Raw genomic sequence first — 17774 nt, forward strand, 5'->3', positions numbered from 1 at the left:
ATGAAATTTTCAGCTGACAGAAAAAGCCTTTCAGAAGTGCTTGCACAGGTACAGGGTATTTGTGGCAAAAAAACCAATCTTGCCATTACATCGGATGTTCTTATCAAGGTATCAGGGTCTGAGGTGATAATAACTGCCAATGATCTTGAAACGGTTTTCCAGGGAAGATACGAAGCTGAGATTGAATCCGACGGTATCATTGCCATCAATGCAAAAAAACTCTATGAAATTATCCGGGAATATCCCGATGCCCAGGTTCCTCTGAATGAAATTGAAAACAGATGGGTTGAAATAGGAAAGGACAATATTCAGTATCACATTGTTTCATCTGATTATGAGAACTTTCCAGAAACACCCCTGATTGAGGATATCCCGTTTGTAGAAATAGATTCTGCAGCCTTTAAAAAAATGGTTGAAGTTTCAGCAATGATAGCAGGTTCTGCTGATGAAAAAAGAACCTATGTTCTTGGTGCCCTTTTTGAAAAGATCACTGACGAAACAGGAGAACGTCTGAGGATGGTTTCCACAGATTCAAGACGATTAAACTCCTTTGACGCATCCTATGAAGGTGAACTTGTCTTACCCGATGAAAATGTAATTATTCCTAAAAAAGGATTGTCAGAACTTGGCCGATTTCTGGACAGGGAAGGCAGCGTGAACATTGGTATTAAAGATGATCATCTGATTGTTCAAAAGCAGAATGAAACCCTGATGATCAAGCTTTTGGAAGGGGATTATCCCGATTACAGAAGAGTTCTCAACACCGATCAGATGACCCAGATTGAAATGAGCAGAAGCATGCTGCTCATGGTCATGAAAAGAATGTCTATTCTCTCATCTGAAGATTATAAGAGCGTAATGTTTAATTTTAATGAAAACGAGCTTGTCGTCACCATTACCAACCCTGAGATCGGTGAATCCAAGGAAAAAATAACCATGGGGTATGGGGGTGAAGCATTTGAAAGTGCATTTAACCCCCGATATTTCATAGATGCATTAAATTCTATCAATAGTGACACCGTTATTTTGAATGTAAAGGGAGCTAAACATCCCTGTATCATCAAAGGCCTGGATGATGATCAACTCGTTTGTGCAATAATGGCAATGTCCGTATAAATTGGGATAAACAATGAAAAACAACGACAATGTAAAAGATTATGGTGCAAACAATATAAAAATTCTTGAAGGTCTTGAAGCCGTCAGAAAAAGACCTTCCATGTATATTGGAAACGTGGGGATAGAAGGCCTGCATCACTTGGTTTATGAGGTGGTGGACAACAGTATTGACGAGGCCATGGCGGGTCACTGTGATAAAATAATCGTCATCATCCATCCAGATCAGAGCGTCAGTGTCGAGGACAACGGCCGTGGTATTCCCGTTGGCATGCATGAAACGGAACATATACCGGCAGCTGAAGTGGTCATGACAAAACTCCATGCCGGCGGTAAATTTGACAAGGATTCCTACAAGGTATCCGGGGGACTTCACGGGGTGGGAATCTCCGTTGTGAATGCCCTTTCCATTAATTTAGAGATGGAAGTGTTCAAGGACGGCAAGGTTTACTTCCAGCGGTATTCCAGGGGTGTCAAACAGACTGAACTTGAGATCACAGGTGATACGGATAAAAGCGGAACACGAATCCTGTTCAAACCTGATTTTGATATTATGAACGAAAATGAGTTTGAATACGAAAAGTTATCCCGGCGGATGAGGGAGCTTGCATTCCTGAACAAGGGGATTCGCATCATCATTGAGGATGAACTTTCCGCTGAAAAGGATGATTTTCACTATGAAGGCGGACTTCTATCGTTTGTTGAATATTTGAACCGTAATTTTACCGCCATGCATGAACCCATTCATATTGAAGGAGAAAAGAGTGATGTCAGCGTGGATGTCGCCATTCAGTACAACGACACATTCAAGGAAAAAATATATTCTTTTGCCAACAATATAAACACCATTGAGGGCGGAACCCATCTGTCTGGATTCAAGGGCGCACTTACCCGTACGCTGAACAATTATGCAAGCTCTGGAAATCTTCCAAAAAATATGCAGAATATCAAGATCGGTGGTGATGATGTAAGGGAAGGGCTTACGGCCATTGTCAGCGTCAAGGTAATGGATCCCCAGTTTGAAGGTCAGACAAAGACAAAGCTTGGCAATAGCGAGGTCAAGGGAATAGTAGAGTCCCTTATCAATGAACGCCTTGCCATGTTTCTTGAGGAAAATCCCAACACGGCTAAAAAAATAATCATGAAGGCCGTTGATGCGGCAAGGGCAAGGGATGCCGCCAAGAGGGCAAGGGAGCTTGCACGGAAAAAGGGCACCCTGCTTGATTCAACCCTTCCGGGAAAACTTGCCGAATGCCAGTACGCAGATCCCAAAGAGAGGGAACTCTTTCTTGTGGAGGGAGATTCAGCAGGCGGTAGTGCCAAGCAGGGAAGGGACAGACGGTTCCAGGCCATCCTTCCCCTGAAGGGAAAAATATTAAACGTTGAAAAGGCGCGGTTTGACAAAATTTTAAGAAGTGATGAGATTAAAAATGTCTTTACCGTTCTTGGTACAGGGGCTGGAAAAGAGGAGTATGATATAGAAAAGATCCGTTACCACAAGATCGTCATCATGACCGATGCCGATGTGGATGGGTCCCATATCAGAACCCTGCTGCTCACCTTTTTCTTTCGCCAGATGCCCGATCTGATCAGCAACGGATATCTGTATATTGCCCAGCCGCCTCTTTTTCGAATAGGTAAGGGTAAAAGCGGCATCTATCTCAAGGATGAGCCTGAGTACAGGGATTATCTTCTAAAAAGGATATGTGAACAAAAGGAAGTTCGCCTGGCAGACAGCGAAGAGCCCCTGCCAGAAGAGAGTCTCTTTGCCTTTTTAAAGGATTTGATCTCGTTCCACAATGCCGTTGACCGGCTCACCATGCGTGAAATGGATACAAAACTTTTAATGTTCCTGATCGGTGAGGGGGTAAAGGATAAATTCTTTCTTGAGGACCTTGAACGTATGACATCCCTCAAGGAGACCCTGACCGCCAAGGGATATATCATCCGTGATATCACATTTGACGAAGAAAGAAACCTGTATGAAATGGATATCCTTGGCAACGAGCATGACCGGGAAAAGGGTATAAAGCACAGCCTTGTCACGGTTGGCCGCAGCCTGATCGCCATGGGCGATTATACGATCATGCACAAGGTGCTAAACAAGATAGAATCCATGGACCTGCCGCCGTTCAATGTGTGTGCCAAATCTTCCAGTGACAAGGTGGTCTCTTTTGAAGACAGGACTGAATTTTTCAACTATATTATGGCTGAGGCCAAGAAAGGGATAGCCATCCAACGATACAAGGGTCTTGGTGAGATGAACCCGGATCAGCTGTGGGAAACCACAATGGATCCTGAAAAAAGGGTGATGCTCCAGGTCAATATTGAAGATGCGGAAAAAGCCGATGAAATTTTTACCCTGCTTATGGGTGAAGAGGTGGAGCCCCGGAGAAATTTTATTCAGACCAATGCCCTTGAGGTTTCGTCCCTGGATTTTTAATTAGTGTTTGAACGAAAACTCACCCATATGCGGCGTTGCTGCAAATTTCTGAAATCCTCACGTACTACAGTACGCTCCGGTTTCAGTTTTGCTCGCGCCTTGCATCTGGACAAGTTTTTATCCAAACACGTGTTTTAGGTGGGTATTATTTAAGGGATTTAATGGCCCGGGCTGCTGCTTTTTTCTGTTGTTTAAAGGTGGCTGCCCGGGCCATTGCTGTTCGGGCGGATTGAATCTTGCCAAGGTTCCATCGGCTATATCCCAGCATGAGCCAGGAATGTCCTGAATTATCCTTGGGTGCAAGGGTTTCAAACAGGGTTTCAGCTGCCTGGTATTGTTCCAGATAAAACAGCAGGTCTCCCTTGAGCATTTTTAATTTAATGGATATTTTTTCCGTTGTCAGCACCTGATCCAGAAGTTCAAGGGCCTTCTGATCAAGATTCATCTGTCTAAGTGCAATAACTGTGTTTTGTGTGACTGCCAATCTTTTTTCCGGGGTTGATATATCCTGGTAGTGTTCAACGGCTTTTGCGGGAATGCCCGCGGCCAGGTAAAGATCGGCCATCAGTTTTTTCTCATTGTCCGTCAAAGGGGTTAAAAAGCTGTACAGAGTCATTGCCACAATGGCGTTTTCCATCTTATTGTTATCCAGGCTGAACCGTGCAAGTCCCTTCCACCATTTGGGTTCAAGGGGATATTCCCTGGTTAAAAAAGTCACAAAATCAAGGGCTTTTTTATCCATGCCAAGTTCCATATATTGGTAAAGAAGGGCCTCCTGCCAGGTGGTTCTGGCGGTTCCATCCATATTTTGTGCAAGATATTCCATGTGTGGCAAGGCATTTTTTGGCTGTTCGAGTGCCAGGAAAATATGGACGGCAAGCTCGTGCCAACTGGGTTGGATCTCGCCGGTATGATTTTTTGTCAGACGATTGAAAACCGCCATGGCCTTTGGATATTGCCTGGCAGAGAAAAAGGCGTTGGCAGCATAGTATAGCAGAACAGCCCTTTTTTCCGTCTCAAGTTCGTACCCCCTGACAAAGCATTGACCGGCCCTGTTAAACTGTTCAAGGTCGTAACAGGCCTTTGCAAGGTTCAGCCATGCAGGTGAAAAATCACCACCGTTTTTAACACAGTCTTCGTAGTATCGGGTCGCCTCTTCTATATGGTTGGCTTCCATGGAATAATTGCCCAGGGTAAACAGCAGAAAAGGATGGATCTGTTTGTTTGTTTCTATTAACTTTTTTCTAAATGTTTCCAGAAGATCAATGGCCTGGGATCGTTTATCTGCCTGGGTCATATTCCGGGCTTTTTCCAGGGCAATGGCTGTGGAAAAGGGAATATCCGCCTGAATATTGTCTTTACCCAGGGTCAACTGTGGTTGAAGAAAGATAATAAAAACCAGCAACAATAACGTTCGTTTATCCATTGATCTTTTAATTTTCAAGTTCAAACCTTATGGTTGTTTCCACCCGGGTTTTAACGGCCACTCCTTCAACTGTTCCAGGGGTGAATTTCCACCTGGGAAGGGCATTGAGTACGCTTTGGTCAAATACATTTTTCGGTGATGAGTCAAGGATGGAAATATCTTCCACCTCCCCTTTTGGATTGACCAGAAAGCGGACCTTTACCCATCCTTCTATTCCCCTTCTTTTTGCCTGAAAAGGATAGACAGGGGGAATGTGAACCTTGGGTACAAGGGAATTATCTATATCAGCACCGGTATATATTCTGTCCATGACCTGGGGGGAAAATGCCACCTGTTCCATTGGAAAAACCGGGGCCTGGGGCGTTGTCGGTAAATTAGGGTTAACCTTAAAGTCAAGGGTGGGAAAATCATGGGCCACCCGTTGGGGTGCAGACCTGGGGGGCTGCTTAATGTTTTTTAGCGTATCTTTTTTTCCCTTGGATTCCGAGTCTGGCCGTTTTTTTTCCGGCTCTTTTTTAACTATTTCTGGATCAGGTTCCTTGAGTCTCACAATATTGACCTGACTGGTTATTCTTAATTCTTTTATGCCGGTCTGTTTTTCATGGTTTGTCATCAACGGCATAAGGCTGAAAAATACGAGGTTCAGCACAATGGATACAAGGGCTGCACCCAGCCACGGCCTCAAGTGTTTCACCTAATTTTTTCCGCCTTCATGCCTGCTGCGAGGCTCACCTCTTTGGCGCCTGCCAGGCGGCATTGATCCATGGCGGCGATGGCCGTCCCCGTATTTGAATTTTTGTCCGCCACAATAACCACACTTCCGTCCGGCTTTTCCCCAAGTGATCTTTCCACATTCAGGCGTAACGCCCTTATGTCGATCTCCCGGTTGTCCATATATATCTTATCCTGGGCCGTTATACCCACCAGAATAGTGACATTTTCTTTGGCAATGGCCGTTGATGCGGTGGGACGGTTGACTTCCACCCCGGTTTCCCTGACAAATGAGGTGGTCACTAAAAAAAATATCAACAGGATAAACACCATGTCTATCAGGGGTGCTATATCCAGGGTCAGGCTTTGTCTTTTTGCTTTTCTGGCTGCTGTGATGTTGATCATTGTGGTTTATTTCCGTTATACAAATCTTTGGAGGTATATGCCGGTTGATGCAATGACTCCTTTTAATTTTTCTGCACGCTTGACAAGGAACCCGTGCATGTAGAGCCCGGGAATGGCCACGAGGAGCCCTGTCTGGGTGGTCACCAGGGCTTCTGATATGCCGCCTGCCATGGCCCTGGCATTTCCCGTTCCAAAGGTTGATATGATATCAAAAGTCGCCATCATTCCTGTCACCGTTCCAAGGAGTCCGAGAAGGGGCGCCACGGCGGCCAGCACCCCGATCAGGGCAAGATGGCGTTCAAGGACGGTTATTATATCCATTACCGTTTCGTCAAGGATGTAAAGGTCCACGGAGGCCTTCCGGGTCCGGTTGTTCAAAAACTGGGTCACCAGAAGGGAGACCGCTCCCCGGTAAAGGTGAACGGGGGGGAGTTCATTGTTTTTGACAAATTCTCCTGCCATTTCCCTTGACATGTTTTTTCGATGGAGCCGATGGAAAAATAAGATGCGGTTAATGATTAAAGTCCACATGATAATTGAGACTGCCACCAGGGGAATCATGACGATGCTGCCAGTCCTGAGGTAGGCTTCCATGGCCCAGAAATGGTTTAAGACCTGGTTTAAAATCTGATTCAAAATTCACCGTTTCCAAGTATAAAAAAAGCATTGACCATGGCCACGCCCTTCTCTTCCATGGTGGCGATCATGGTTTCAACCCAACGGCTTAACAGGGTGTGGCACAGCATGATGGGGATGGCCACACACAGGCCCAGCATGGTGGTTACAAGGGCCTCTGATATACCGCCTGACATCATCCTTGGATCGCTGGTGCCGTAAAAGGTGATGGTGTGAAAAGTGTTTATCATGCCTGTGACCGTGCCAAGAAGTCCCATGAGCGGTGCAATGGCTGCCAACATGCCAAGGGTGGATAAAAAGCGTTCAAGTGGGGGGATTTCCCTGAGGATTGCCTCCTGGAGCGCATTTTCCATATCTGTCCTTGTTTTTGTTCTAAAATCCATGCCCGCGGAAAGTGCCCTGGCAAGGGGCTTTTTTCCATGGCGTGCCAGAAGCTGACTGCACCCTTCCCAGTCCTGTGCGGCTATTCTTTTTTTCAGGGTTGCCATGAACGGGGCTGCATTTAGATATTTCCTTGCCAGAAAAAATGTTTTTTCAAGGATGATCAGGACCGCCAGAACAGCCAGGGCAAGAATCGGCCATACAACGGGTCCTCCCTTGGGTATTTGCTCTAAAAGGCTCAACCGGTGGGTGAGTTGACGCATGGCATTGCCCTTGGAAATATCAATGGGAACAGCATCGGATTTGCCGTTCATATATTTTCCAATGGCCTTTTGCATGGCACTTGAAGGTTCCTTTGAAAGGGCAAACAATTGCTGGCTCTCATCTGAGAAGAGTAAAAAGCCAACGGTCTTGTCAATTCTGTAGGCTGCGGTAAAGTTGCCAAGGACCAGAATATCGGCCATGACCTCCTTTCCCATCTGGTCGATGATGGTTCCCTGCTGAATTCTCACCTGGCCTGAACCCAGGATTTCATCCATTAAAATATTCTTCATGGCCCGTATATCTTTCATGGCTGGAAATTTCGAAGTTTTTAACAGGGGGGTAATAGCAGCCTTTCTATCCTTGATAAGAGCGCTCTGGAGGCTCTGTCCGATCAGGGTGTCAATATCCTTTGCCGTGATCCTCACAAAGCCTGAAAGTTCCTTTACAACGGCATCCATTTCGGCAAGCCTTGTACCCATTTTTTCTTTGCTTGCCTTGAGGGCCTTGATCTTTTCCTTTAGCTGAATGTTTTTTTGATCCAGGGCCAGGTTTTTTTGTTTTTGCTGTTCAATTGCCCGGGTCAGACTTTTTTTATCCTGGAATATTTTCTGTCGGCTTTCGTTTGCCTCTTTTGCAGCTGTTTGACGTTCCAGATCGGCCTGATGCATCATTTTGTTCCGCTGTTCCTGGGCTTCAATGGCCGTGGCTCGCATGTCGTGGGTTTGCTGCTGTGCGGCAAAAGAGTGAACCGTAATCCCCATGGATAAAAACAGGATAATCAGTATCATTCCTGGATTTTTCACTGGGCCACCATCCTTCCCAGGGGCAGGGTCAGAAAATCCATGGCTCTACGTTTGGTGCCCATTTCAACGGCCTTTGCGATTTCACTGTTGTACGAGACAGGCAAGGGTTGCCATGACTCTTTTGCCCGGTCGTAAAAGCCGGTAAGGTTACCGTCCGGGGTAATACAGAACAACGAAACCCGGCCAAGGCGGAAGATATCTGCCAGTATTGTTTCACCCCCCAGGGAAACCTTTTCCTGGTACACCTCGACAGTGTTGCCATAGCTTGCCTCGACAAACAGGGTTTCCATGGTTTTTCTAAATTTTTCACTGACAGTGATTTCGCTTGATTGGACAAGCGTTTTAAGGGCTGCAATCCGGTTTTTCCTTTCGTCCAAGAGCATGGGAAAATTATTTTCCACAAGGGCATCAATCTCAACCACGGTTGCCTGTAAAAAAGGATCAAGGTCTGATGCGATTTCCTCAATATCTTTGAGGGAAGTTTCCAGGTCGCTGATGTTCACCTGAAGCTGGTTGATGGCATCCACAAGTTCGATCTCCTCGTTGGTGAGACTCTCAAATTCTGCTTCAAGGGAGGTGTACTCGGCAACAAGTTTTTTTTTGTCCTCAAACCAGCGGGCTTCGTTTTTTTGAGTTTCCTTGCGGATATCCACCCCTTTTTTTACTGAATCCATGGCTCGTTCTGCAAGGTTATCTGCAGAAAAAGCCCCCGTCGGCATGGAAAAAGCCATGAGTGCAATCAATATCAGTCGTGTTGAATGTTTAACCAAAATTTTTCCCCAATCCACTAATTTAAAGTTGCCACCAGCTATAGATTTACGATAAAAAAAATGCAAGAAAAATTTAGGTGGACCCTGGGATCTGTTTTTTTTTGCATGAATAGGTTTAGTGATTATTATATGTCCCATGAACTTACTTGAAATGACATTTAAAGAGGTATCCCAACTCTTGTACAATGGATTCGGCCGGGGGGATTACCATGCAGGGGCACTACTCCGGGAGGTAATAAAAAGGGGAAATCATAATTTTTCAACGGCCCCGGAGTTTGAGCGGTCACAGGGGATGTCCCTGGCCCTGGTATCCGATTACGAGTTGCCGGATTTTACCGTTGTGGATCAGATGGAAGAGGATAATACCGTAAAGTTTGTTACCCGTTTACACGACGGATGTTCCATTGAATCTGTGATTATTCCCATGAAGCAGTACAATACCCTGTGTGTTTCCACCCAGGCAGGATGTCGCATGGGTTGCAGGTTCTGTGAGACCGCACGATCGGGTTTCAAGAGAAATCTTCAGGTACATGAAATCACGGGTCAGCTCTTTTCCGCCAGGAACACCCTGGGAAAAAAAATCAGCAACATCGTGTTCATGGGTATGGGTGAACCCTTTGATAACTTTGACAACCTTGTGCGGTCCATTCGGGTTTTTAACGACCAGAAGGGTTTTGATGTGGCCTTCCGCCACATGACCGTCTCCACCTGTGGTCTTGTCCCCGGCATAAGGGCCCTTGCAGGACTTGGTCTCACCCAGCTGAGCCTTGCCGTTTCCGTCCATTCGGCCATTGATGAAGTAAGGTCCGTTCTCATGCCCGTCAACCGGCGATATCCCCTGAATGTGTTGAGGGCTGCCCTGGCGGATTACCCCCTTCACAAACGACGTTATATTCTGGTCGAGTATGTGTTGATAAAGGGGGTCAACGATTCCCAAGAGGCTGCCGCAGCCCTTGTGCAATACCTTGTCCCCCTTAAGGTAAGGGTAAATCTCATTGCCTATAACCCGGGCCGGGACCCGGATCCTGAGTTCCAGGGGGTGGATGATTGTTCCATGAACCAGTTTGCCAGCTGGCTTGAAGATTCCGGGTTGTTTGTCATCAAGCGCTGGAGCAAAGGTCAAAAACTCATGGCCGGTTGCGGCCAGCTTTCGACCCGGACTTAGGGACTCAGAAATAAATAATTCCTCAATCTTGCTTGTCTTTCAGCTCGTCTTAGGTGTTGCATCAAAGGGCACATATTTCAATATGCTCCCTTTGATACGCCTTGAATACGAGCTGAAATCCTGTACCATATTTGTGGAATTATTTACATCTGAGCCCCTTAAAAGATCCCCTCTTTTTCCATGTCCTGGATGGCTTTTCTCATCTGGCGGATGGCCTGGCGAAGACGTTCCTCGTTTTCCACAAGGGCCAGTCTTAAAAATCCCTCGCCCTCTTCACTGAACCCGACGCCCGGTGCCACGGCCACATTGGCCCGGTTCATCATCTCAATGGCAAACTGCATGGATCCCATTTTAGCGTAGGGTTCTGGGATCTTTACCCAGACAAACATGCCTGCACCTGGCGATTTTACTGGCCAGCCCATGCGTTCAAGGCCACTGCACAGGGTGTCCCGCCTTGACTGGTAGATTTCTACCTGCCGGGTTATGGTGTCGTCACAATCCCTCAGGGCGATGATACCGGCAATCTGTATGGCTGAAAAGATACCGTAATCAAAATATCCCTTTATTTTTGCAAGGGCGGCAATAATTTCAGCATTTCCCACGCAATATCCCATGCGCCATCCAGCCATGTTGTAGGATTTTGAAAAGGATCCAAATTCCACCCCCACATCTTTTGCTCCGGGCGCTTCAAGAAAGCTTGGGGCCTTATATCCGTCAAATGTGATCATTGAATAGGCAAAATCGTGGATGACCATGAACTTGAATCGTTTAGCAAGTACCACGATCTCCTTGAACAGATCCAGGCTGCCAAGTTCGCCCGTGGGGTTGTGGGGGTAGTTGATCATCAATACCTTGGGACCCGGATAAAAGGATTCGCAGATATTGACGATGCGTTTGAGAAAGGATTCTGCCGGTGCAATGGGAATTCTTACCACATTTGCTCCGGCAATGACGGCCGCATATATATGGATGGGGAACGCAGGTCCTGGCACCAGAACTGAATCCCCCGGCCCCAGAAGGGCGAGGCTCAAATGGGAAATACCCTCTTTGGATCCGATGGTGAAGATCGTTTCTGTCTGAGCATCAAGCCCGATGTCATAGTGGCGTTTATAGTAGAGGGCTATTTCCCGTTTAAGATTTTTCATACCCGAAGAGGCGGTTGGATAGCCGTGGGTCTTGGGATTCTGGGCCACTTCAACCAGTTTATCAACAACGGTCTCAGGGGTCGGGTCCATGGGGTTGCCCATGCCAAGATCGATGACATCGTCCCCGTTGCGTCTTTTTTCCATCTTCATGGCATTTATCATGCCAAAAAGATAGGGGGGAAGCTGCTCCATCCTGCTGGCAAAACGTATTATTTTATCTTCAGCCATCTCCATATCCTCCAAAATTGTGATCCAATAAAGGTCACAGGTTTATCTTAAATTGAAACCTTATTTTTTATCACATAATAATCCGGTTTGGGAGGAGAAAGTAATATTATCCTATAATGATGCCCAGGGTTTCCAGATACCGGGCAAAGAGCGCCTCTTTTTCCGGAAGAATTACCAGATGACGATCCCCGGCAGGCAGGCAAAGCCGGCCCATTTCTTTGTCGGTCAATATCTGCTTGCGGATATCCCCATGGCACTCGAGCAGGGTTGCCTTTCCCCTGTCCACAACTGCCGAGCTTCGTTCTTCAGCCTTTTCAAACAGTTTTTCAAGGTTTTTTCCCGGTTTTTCCTGGGTGATCTGAGTGATGAAGGCGTTAATGTCCTTTAATGTCTCCCCGGCTTTAAGGGCATTGAGCAGGGAGACAAGGGAGACCTGCCAGCGGCCGGCCTCTGTTTGATCTGCTATTTTATCAAGGTAGAGGCTGTGATCAGGCGTGGGGATTCCTTTGCCCGTATACAGGATATCCGTGTCATGAATTTCAAAATCCCGGGGATCCACGGCGTTGTAATCGGTTGAAAGTCCCAGCACATAGGCCCCCAGATCGTTGAGCCGGATCTGCATCAACCCGTCACACAGGCTCAGAAAAGGCTCATCATCTGCGCCCCAGCAGGATTGGAAATCAGGCCTGGCGTTGTCCGGATATTTATAAGAAACGTCCACAAGCCCCAGGGTGGCGCCATATTGAAACAGATAGATCAGCAGATATCGCAGCTGTAAAAGTGACCAGGTATCATTATAGTCCAGAAGGCCGTAATGGGGATCGCCAAAGTAGAGTTTCCAGTCGTAGTTGGTCATTTCAAAGGTTTGGGATTCTGAGCGCATGAACCGTTCCACCTCATCCACTGAAACCCATCTGCCGGGTTCAAGGCAGGTGAGCACCCCATTGATCACGGGCCGTCTGCGGACGGGTGAGGTCATGGTCCGTCCCTTGGCTGACCGTTGACCTTTGATGACCGTCACCTGGGAGAATTCATCAATGATTTTCGTCTTTTCCCATTTTTTCCAGATGGTTTGAATGCCCTTGGCCAGATCTTTTTTCAATGCCAGGGTACCGGCCCGGGTCAATTTGAGGAAATTTCCGTCAATGGCTGCAAGTCCTCCCCCCTGGAGCAGCAGGGGCCAGGCAAATGCCTGAATGGGATCAAGGTCCTCGGCATCATAAAAATCTCCTTCACACAGATGGGCTGAAATCTTTTTAACGGTTGCGGCGGTGGCACGGCCAGTCTTTGGGCTGACCCGGATTTGGTTTTCTTTGACCATGGTGAGCAATGCGTTCAGGTTCATGCAGGCGGCATGGGCGGTTTCTCTGACGGTCATTTCCGGGTCATCATCCAGGTCTTCATAATCGATCTTTTCAGGGGCGGGCCGTTTGATTTTTTTTTCCAGGATGGCCATCAGATCCGGGGGAATTTTTCCATTTATAAAAAACAGGTACATCAGGTGCATGCTCCCCCTGCCCCCTTTCGATTCCGTCTGGGGAAGCGCGCTGTATTTGGCAAAAAACGGCTTGCTTTTAAAACAGCCGCTCCAGTTGTAAACGGCCTCAGCCAGTGCATTCATGGCCATGGGATCCAAATAGGCAAGAATGGTGTCAATATCTTTAAAAACCGTTGATGCGATGTGGGCCGCCAGCTCAGCCTTGCGTGTGGGATTGTTTTTACTGATCTGGCTGGCCAGGGATTTGAGTTGATCCACCATGTAAGTGCCATTCAATGCCTGTTCCAGCGTCTTGTAATCTTCTTGAAATCGTGCCATTATTTTCTCTTTGCTATGGTGATGGTTGAAGCGCTGACAATGATTGCCGCCTAATAATCAGGTTTATGGATACCATGGAAAACAACGACCGGTAAATAAAATATATGGAAAAAAAGAACAATCCCGTTGCCAGGGCTTACCGGCAGCTTGACCCTGTCTTGAAAACAATGGTCCGGATTCTGGCAGTTCAGGTGTCTGAATTGACCCAGAAGCAAATGGGGGCTTGTTTGAATGCCCTGGGACTCAGAGATCAAGAGAATATGCCCTTTGTGCAGAAAAACCTTCAACCCCTTGTAAAGGCGCTTGAGCAGCAGAATCTTTTGATTAAAAAACCCAAGGGGATCACCTGCCCTGAATCCGTATGGGCAACAGCGGTTGAGGATGCCGTAACCACAGGTCAGTTCCAGCAAATAGCCTTGACTCTCCTGGACGCGATGCCGATTCAAAGATCACCCAACGGGTATTTTTTCCGGCGACTTGAAGATTTTTACAGGGCATTTCAAATGGCGGTTTATGGGGGGGATACCCGCTTTGACCTGGATGTGGTTCACCGTTCCGGCAATTTTTATTTTCCCATGGCGTTTCAGGAAAACCCGCCTGTCCAGGTTCTGTTTAACCGTCCGTTTCAGCCCCTGATTTTTGACTGTATGGCTCCGAAAACGAGATTAAAAATCATTGAATATATCCTGGAGTCGGCAGGACGAAATCTGGAACCCGTGGGGGATGCCCTGGAATATGGTGTGGCGCTTCTGTCAAAAACGCCCGGGCTGGAAACAAGCCATGGGATATTGACCTGGCTGTTGTTTAGGGGGGAGATCGCCCGCCTTCAGGCGATTTCTGGCCGGTTGAAAGCGTCCCCGTCTGTTTCAGCTTCAATGGGATGGGGCAAGGTGATCTGTGGCGACAATGACGGTGCCTTGACCTGTTTTAACGCTGCCCTGGCTGCCATAAAAAAAAATACCCGTAAAAGAAAGGTGTTTCTGACTGGGTATGAAGGGCTGTTTTTTCTGTTTGCCCTGTTGAAAAGTACAGCAGACGACGACCACCGGGCTGCCCTGGCCTGTATTGATATTGCCGACAAAGAGAAAAATCCCTGCCTGCCGGTGATGGTGGCCATGAAACCCATGTTCCAGGAGAAGCTCGGGCTTGTTGCCCCGGTGTATGATTCCCTTGACCACTGCATTGAACAGAACCATGCGGTTATCTCTTTTTTAAGTATCCTTGTCATGACCTGGACAGATAAAAAAAGAGCCAAATCCCATATATCAATCCTGGAGAGCGTCAGAGAACGAGCCTTTAGATCAGGCCTTCGATGGATAGAAGCTGAGGCAAGTGCACTGCTTGCGGAGTTGGGCGAAGAGGTTGAAATAAATGGTAAGCGGTCAGAAAAAATCCATCAAGCGTGTGGTACTAAAACCCTTGCTACACTGGTTAAACCCGTTTCCCTCTGGGAAAAAAATCTTAATTCACTGATTCATATAGGGGAAGCCCTTACCCAGAAACCAAAAGCTGAAGCAGACTACCGTGAATTGCGCCTTGTCTGGCTGATGCAGCACAGTGAAAAATACAATACCTGCCATATCACCCCCCGCCTTCAGAAACGCTCAAAGGACAACACCTGGACCAAGGGGAGACCCGTGGCTTTGAAAAAACTCTACGGGGCTTACCCAACCATGGAGGGGTTGACGGACCAGGACAGACAGGTGGCCAGTGCCATTGTTGAAGAATCCTTCAGAAGCGGTTACCGTTATGGTTACCGTAAGATCGACTATCGCTTTGATGGGGACAAGGCGTTGCCAGCCCTTGTGGGTCATCCCCTTATTTTTATTGGCGCTGCCCTTGAAAGCCCCGTGGAGCTTGTTATGGGAGCGCCTGAAGTCAGCTTTCGTATCCAGGATGGGATGATCAATGTCCAGATGAAGCCCCGGCCGATCGATGAAATTTACAATGTTCTCGTGGTCAGGGAAACGCCTTCGCGCTTTAAAGTGGTTAGGTTCTCTGCCGAGCATTTAAAAATTGCGAGGATTCTGGGTGAAAAAGGGCTGGACTTGCCTGAAGAAGCTGAAGAGATGGCAACCCAGGCAATAGCCTCTATTTCATCCCTGGTTACCGTCAACTCGGACCTTTCAGCCGGGTCAGGTGGACAGGTCAGGGAAATAGCTGCCGACCCCACGCCCCATGTTCATATAATGCCCTGCCAGAAAGGGATCAAGATTGAATTTCTGATCAGACCTTTTACCCATACGGGTTCCTACTTTAGACCTGGACGTGGGGGAATCAATGTTTTTGCCGATGTTAAAGGAGAAAAGGTACAGGCCATACGCGATATGCGTCTGGAAAAAGAACGATCCCGGGCCGTGATTTCCCAATGCCCCACCCTGGATCGCCTTGAAGAGGTGGGAGGTCAGTGGCTGGTGGAAGATCCTGAAGAGGCCCTTGAGCTTCTTTTTGAGCTGAAAAATCACAGGGAAGAGATGGTGATTGAATGGCCCCAGGGAGAAAAAATGCAGGTAAGCTCCCACCAGGTAGCATTTGATGACTTCAAGTTGAGTGTTAAAAAAGACCGGGAATGGTTCAAGGCCACGGGTACATTCACCATTGACGAAAACCTGACACTGGATTTGTCCAGGCTTATGGAACTGCTTGATAACCCTTCCGGTCGATTTATACCCATGGATGACGGCACCTTTCTGGCCATAACCCTTGCCCTGAAAGAGCGGCTTGAGGAGTTGAAGGCCTATTCCATCCCCCATGGAAAGGGGTTTCGGTTTGCGCCCCTGGCAGCTCCGGCCATTGAAGAACTCACCGGTCAGGTGGGATCCTTGAAGAGTGACAAGGCCTGGACGACCCATTGCAGAAAACTCAAGGAGGTTATTAACCCTGAACTTCCCGGCACCCTCCAGGCATGCCTCAGGGATTATCAGGTGGACGGCTTTAATTGGCTGGCCCAGCTGGTTCACTGGCAGGTGGGTGCCTGCCTGGCCGATGACATGGGACTGGGTAAAACGGTTCAAGCCCTTGCCGCCATTCTTCTCCATGCCGGTGACGGCCCAACCCTTGTGGTGGCCCCCCTGTCGGTCATGGCCAATTGGCAGGATGAGTGTCATTGTTTTACCCCCACTCTCAATCCCATTGTCTTTGGACCGGGAGACCGCCAAAAGGTCTTGGACAACCTGGGGCCGTTTGATCTTCTGATCTCAAGTTATGGCCTTCTCCAGGTTGCAGCAGAACAATTGGCCGGTGTGACGTGGCAGACCATTGTACTGGATGAGGCCCAGGCCATCAAAAACATGCGGACAAAACGGTCTAAAGCGGCCATGAAGCTCAGCGCCGGGTTCAGGATGATCACCACGGGAACTCCTGTGGAAAATCACCTGGACGAGTTGTGGACCCTGTTTAATTTTCTCAATCCTGGTCTTTTGGGTACCTTTAATCATTTTAAGAATGCCTTTGCCATTCCCATTGAGCGGGATCAGGACAAGAAAGCCTCTGGCAGATTGAAAAAACTGATCCGCCCGTTTATTCTGCGTCGCATGAAAACCCATGTACTCAAGGAACTTCCCGAAAAGACAGAAATCACCCTCCAGGTGGAGATGAGCCAGGATGAACGAGTGTTGTACGAGGCCCATCGCCTTAAGGCTGTTGAGAATATTGAAGCGGCTGAAGACACCCCCGGACAAAAGCATTTGCGCATTTTAGCTGAATTGACGAAACTGAGGCAGCTCTGCTGCAATCCATCTCTGGTCCTTCCAGGGACAAAGATTACAAGTTCCAAGCTCAAGGTGTTTGGCGATATGGTGGATGAGCTGCTTGAAAACAATCATAAAGCCCTTGTTTTCAGTCAGTTTGTGGGGCATCTTGCCATTCTGAAAAAATTCCTGGATGCAAAAAAAATCAGCTACCAGTATCTGGACGGATCCACACGGGCCGGGCAACGCCGGGAACGAATCAACGCATTTCAAAGCGGGGTGGGTGAGCTTTTTCTGATCAGCCTCAAGGCGGGTGGTTTTGGTCTGAATCTCACGGCAGCCGATTATGTCATTCACATGGATCCCTGGTGGAATCCGGCCGTGGAGGATCAGGCTTCAGACCGCGCTTACCGAATCGGCCAGACCCGACCGGTAACCGTTTATCGCCTGGTTGTCAAAGGTTCCATTGAAGAACGGATTCTGGATCTCCACAGGGAAAAACGAGACCTTGCAGAAAGCCTGCTCACCGGTAGTGACATGGCAGGTAAAATTTCGGCCGAAGATCTGCTTGGGTTTTTGCGACAGGAAGGGTAACCAGGGGGTGAACCCTTTCATTGAATGATCCACTAAAAAGTAAAAAAAAATGTATATATTCAGCGTTAAAAAAATAAACCTTTTTGTTTTTTGCTTGACAAAGTTTTTTTTATAAAAAACTATTCCTTATATTGTGTTTCAGGTTTTCTCATTTTAAAGAGAATAACCCTTGAAATAGGTACACC

General features: G+C 47.6%; 12 protein-coding genes. 4 read left to right on the forward strand and 8 right to left on the reverse strand.

What is annotated here, in order from left to right:
• Entirely contained in the window at positions 1–1116 is a 1116-nt protein-coding gene (gene dnaN, locus HRM2_RS00005; protein WP_012662375.1) for a DNA polymerase III subunit beta, read from the forward strand.
• 13 nt (positions 1117–1129) lie between these two features.
• A complete protein-coding gene (gene gyrB, locus HRM2_RS00010; RefSeq protein WP_012662376.1) occupies positions 1130–3556 on the forward strand; it encodes a DNA topoisomerase (ATP-hydrolyzing) subunit B in 2427 nt (808 codons plus the stop codon).
• Positions 3557–3701: 145 nt separating this feature from the next.
• On the opposite strand, the gene HRM2_RS00015 is transcribed toward gyrB, so the two are convergent.
• The 6 genes from HRM2_RS00015 to HRM2_RS00040 are packed head-to-tail and all read right to left on the reverse strand — an operon-like array spanning position 3702 to position 8952.
• Entirely contained in the window at positions 3702–4982 is a 1281-nt protein-coding gene (locus tag HRM2_RS00015) for a tetratricopeptide repeat protein (RefSeq protein WP_012662377.1), read from the reverse strand.
• A 7-nt stretch (positions 4983–4989) separates the two neighbouring features.
• Positions 4990–5676, reverse strand: a complete 687-nt coding sequence (locus HRM2_RS00020; RefSeq protein WP_041272955.1) for an energy transducer TonB — start codon at positions 5674–5676, stop codon at positions 4990–4992.
• Positions 5673–6098, reverse strand: coding sequence for an ExbD/TolR family protein (locus HRM2_RS00025; RefSeq protein WP_012662379.1), 426 nt, complete (start codon positions 6096–6098; stop codon positions 5673–5675). Before HRM2_RS00025 ends, HRM2_RS00020 begins: the two co-directional genes overlap by 4 nt.
• Positions 6099–6113: 15 nt before the next feature.
• Positions 6114–6692: a MotA/TolQ/ExbB proton channel family protein gene (locus HRM2_RS00030; RefSeq protein WP_012662380.1), complete on the reverse strand. Its 579-nt coding sequence runs from the start codon at positions 6690–6692 to the stop codon at positions 6114–6116.
• A gap of 38 nt (positions 6693–6730) precedes the next feature.
• The gene (locus HRM2_RS00035) at positions 6731–8167 is read right to left on the reverse strand and encodes a MotA/TolQ/ExbB proton channel family protein (protein WP_012662381.1); all 1437 of its coding nucleotides are present in this window, start codon (positions 8165–8167) and stop codon (positions 6731–6733) included.
• An 11-nt stretch (positions 8168–8178) separates the two neighbouring features.
• Positions 8179–8952: a DUF3450 domain-containing protein gene (locus HRM2_RS00040; RefSeq protein WP_012662382.1), complete on the reverse strand. Its 774-nt coding sequence runs from the start codon at positions 8950–8952 to the stop codon at positions 8179–8181.
• Positions 8953–9088: 136 nt separating this feature from the next.
• Here HRM2_RS00040 and rlmN point away from each other — a divergent pair, with 136 nt between their 5' ends.
• Positions 9089–10117, forward strand: a complete 1029-nt coding sequence (rlmN, locus tag HRM2_RS00045; RefSeq protein ID WP_012662383.1) for a 23S rRNA (adenine(2503)-C(2))-methyltransferase RlmN — start codon at positions 9089–9091, stop codon at positions 10115–10117.
• Between the two features lie 158 nt (positions 10118–10275).
• Here rlmN and HRM2_RS00050 read toward each other — a convergent pair whose 3' ends face one another.
• Both HRM2_RS00050 and HRM2_RS00055 read right to left on the reverse strand, forming a co-directional pair.
• The gene (locus HRM2_RS00050) at positions 10276–11490 is read right to left on the reverse strand and encodes an aminotransferase class I/II-fold pyridoxal phosphate-dependent enzyme (RefSeq protein ID WP_012662384.1); all 1215 of its coding nucleotides are present in this window, start codon (positions 11488–11490) and stop codon (positions 10276–10278) included.
• 106 nt (positions 11491–11596) lie between these two features.
• Entirely contained in the window at positions 11597–13306 is a 1710-nt protein-coding gene (locus tag HRM2_RS00055) for a hypothetical protein (RefSeq protein WP_012662385.1), read from the reverse strand.
• 104 nt (positions 13307–13410) lie between these two features.
• On the opposite strand from HRM2_RS00055, the gene HRM2_RS00060 reads away from it, so the two are divergent.
• Complete coding sequence (locus HRM2_RS00060; protein WP_012662386.1) at positions 13411–17589, forward strand: DEAD/DEAH box helicase; 4179 nt, start codon at positions 13411–13413, stop codon at positions 17587–17589.
• Positions 17590–17774 lie beyond the last annotated feature (185 nt).

This window comes from Desulforapulum autotrophicum HRM2, from assembly GCF_000020365.1.
GTDB lineage: Bacteria > Desulfobacterota > Desulfobacteria > Desulfobacterales > Desulfobacteraceae > Desulforapulum > Desulforapulum autotrophicum.

Bases quoted from the DNA above. Each gene is read 5' to 3' on its own strand.
- HRM2_RS00015 (WP_012662377.1), bottom strand. From the start codon at position 4,982: ATGGATAAACGAACGTTATTGTTGCTGGTTTTTATTATCTTTCTTCAA.
- dnaN (WP_012662375.1), top strand. From the start codon at position 1: ATGAAATTTTCAGCTGACAGAAAAAGCCTTTCAGAAGTGCTTGCACAG.
- HRM2_RS00060 (WP_012662386.1), top strand. From the start codon at position 13,411: ATGGAAAAAAAGAACAATCCCGTTGCCAGGGCTTACCGGCAGCTTGAC.
- HRM2_RS00050 (WP_012662384.1), bottom strand. From the start codon at position 11,490: ATGGCTGAAGATAAAATAATACGTTTTGCCAGCAGGATGGAGCAGCTT.
- HRM2_RS00035 (WP_012662381.1), bottom strand. From the start codon at position 8,167: ATGATACTGATTATCCTGTTTTTATCCATGGGGATTACGGTTCACTCT.
- gyrB (WP_012662376.1), top strand. From the start codon at position 1,130: ATGAAAAACAACGACAATGTAAAAGATTATGGTGCAAACAATATAAAA.
- HRM2_RS00055 (WP_012662385.1), bottom strand. From the start codon at position 13,306: ATGGCACGATTTCAAGAAGATTACAAGACGCTGGAACAGGCATTGAAT.
- HRM2_RS00030 (WP_012662380.1), bottom strand. From the start codon at position 6,692: ATGGAAGCCTACCTCAGGACTGGCAGCATCGTCATGATTCCCCTGGTG.
- rlmN (WP_012662383.1), top strand. From the start codon at position 9,089: ATGAACTTACTTGAAATGACATTTAAAGAGGTATCCCAACTCTTGTAC.
- HRM2_RS00025 (WP_012662379.1), bottom strand. From the start codon at position 6,098: ATGATCAACATCACAGCAGCCAGAAAAGCAAAAAGACAAAGCCTGACC.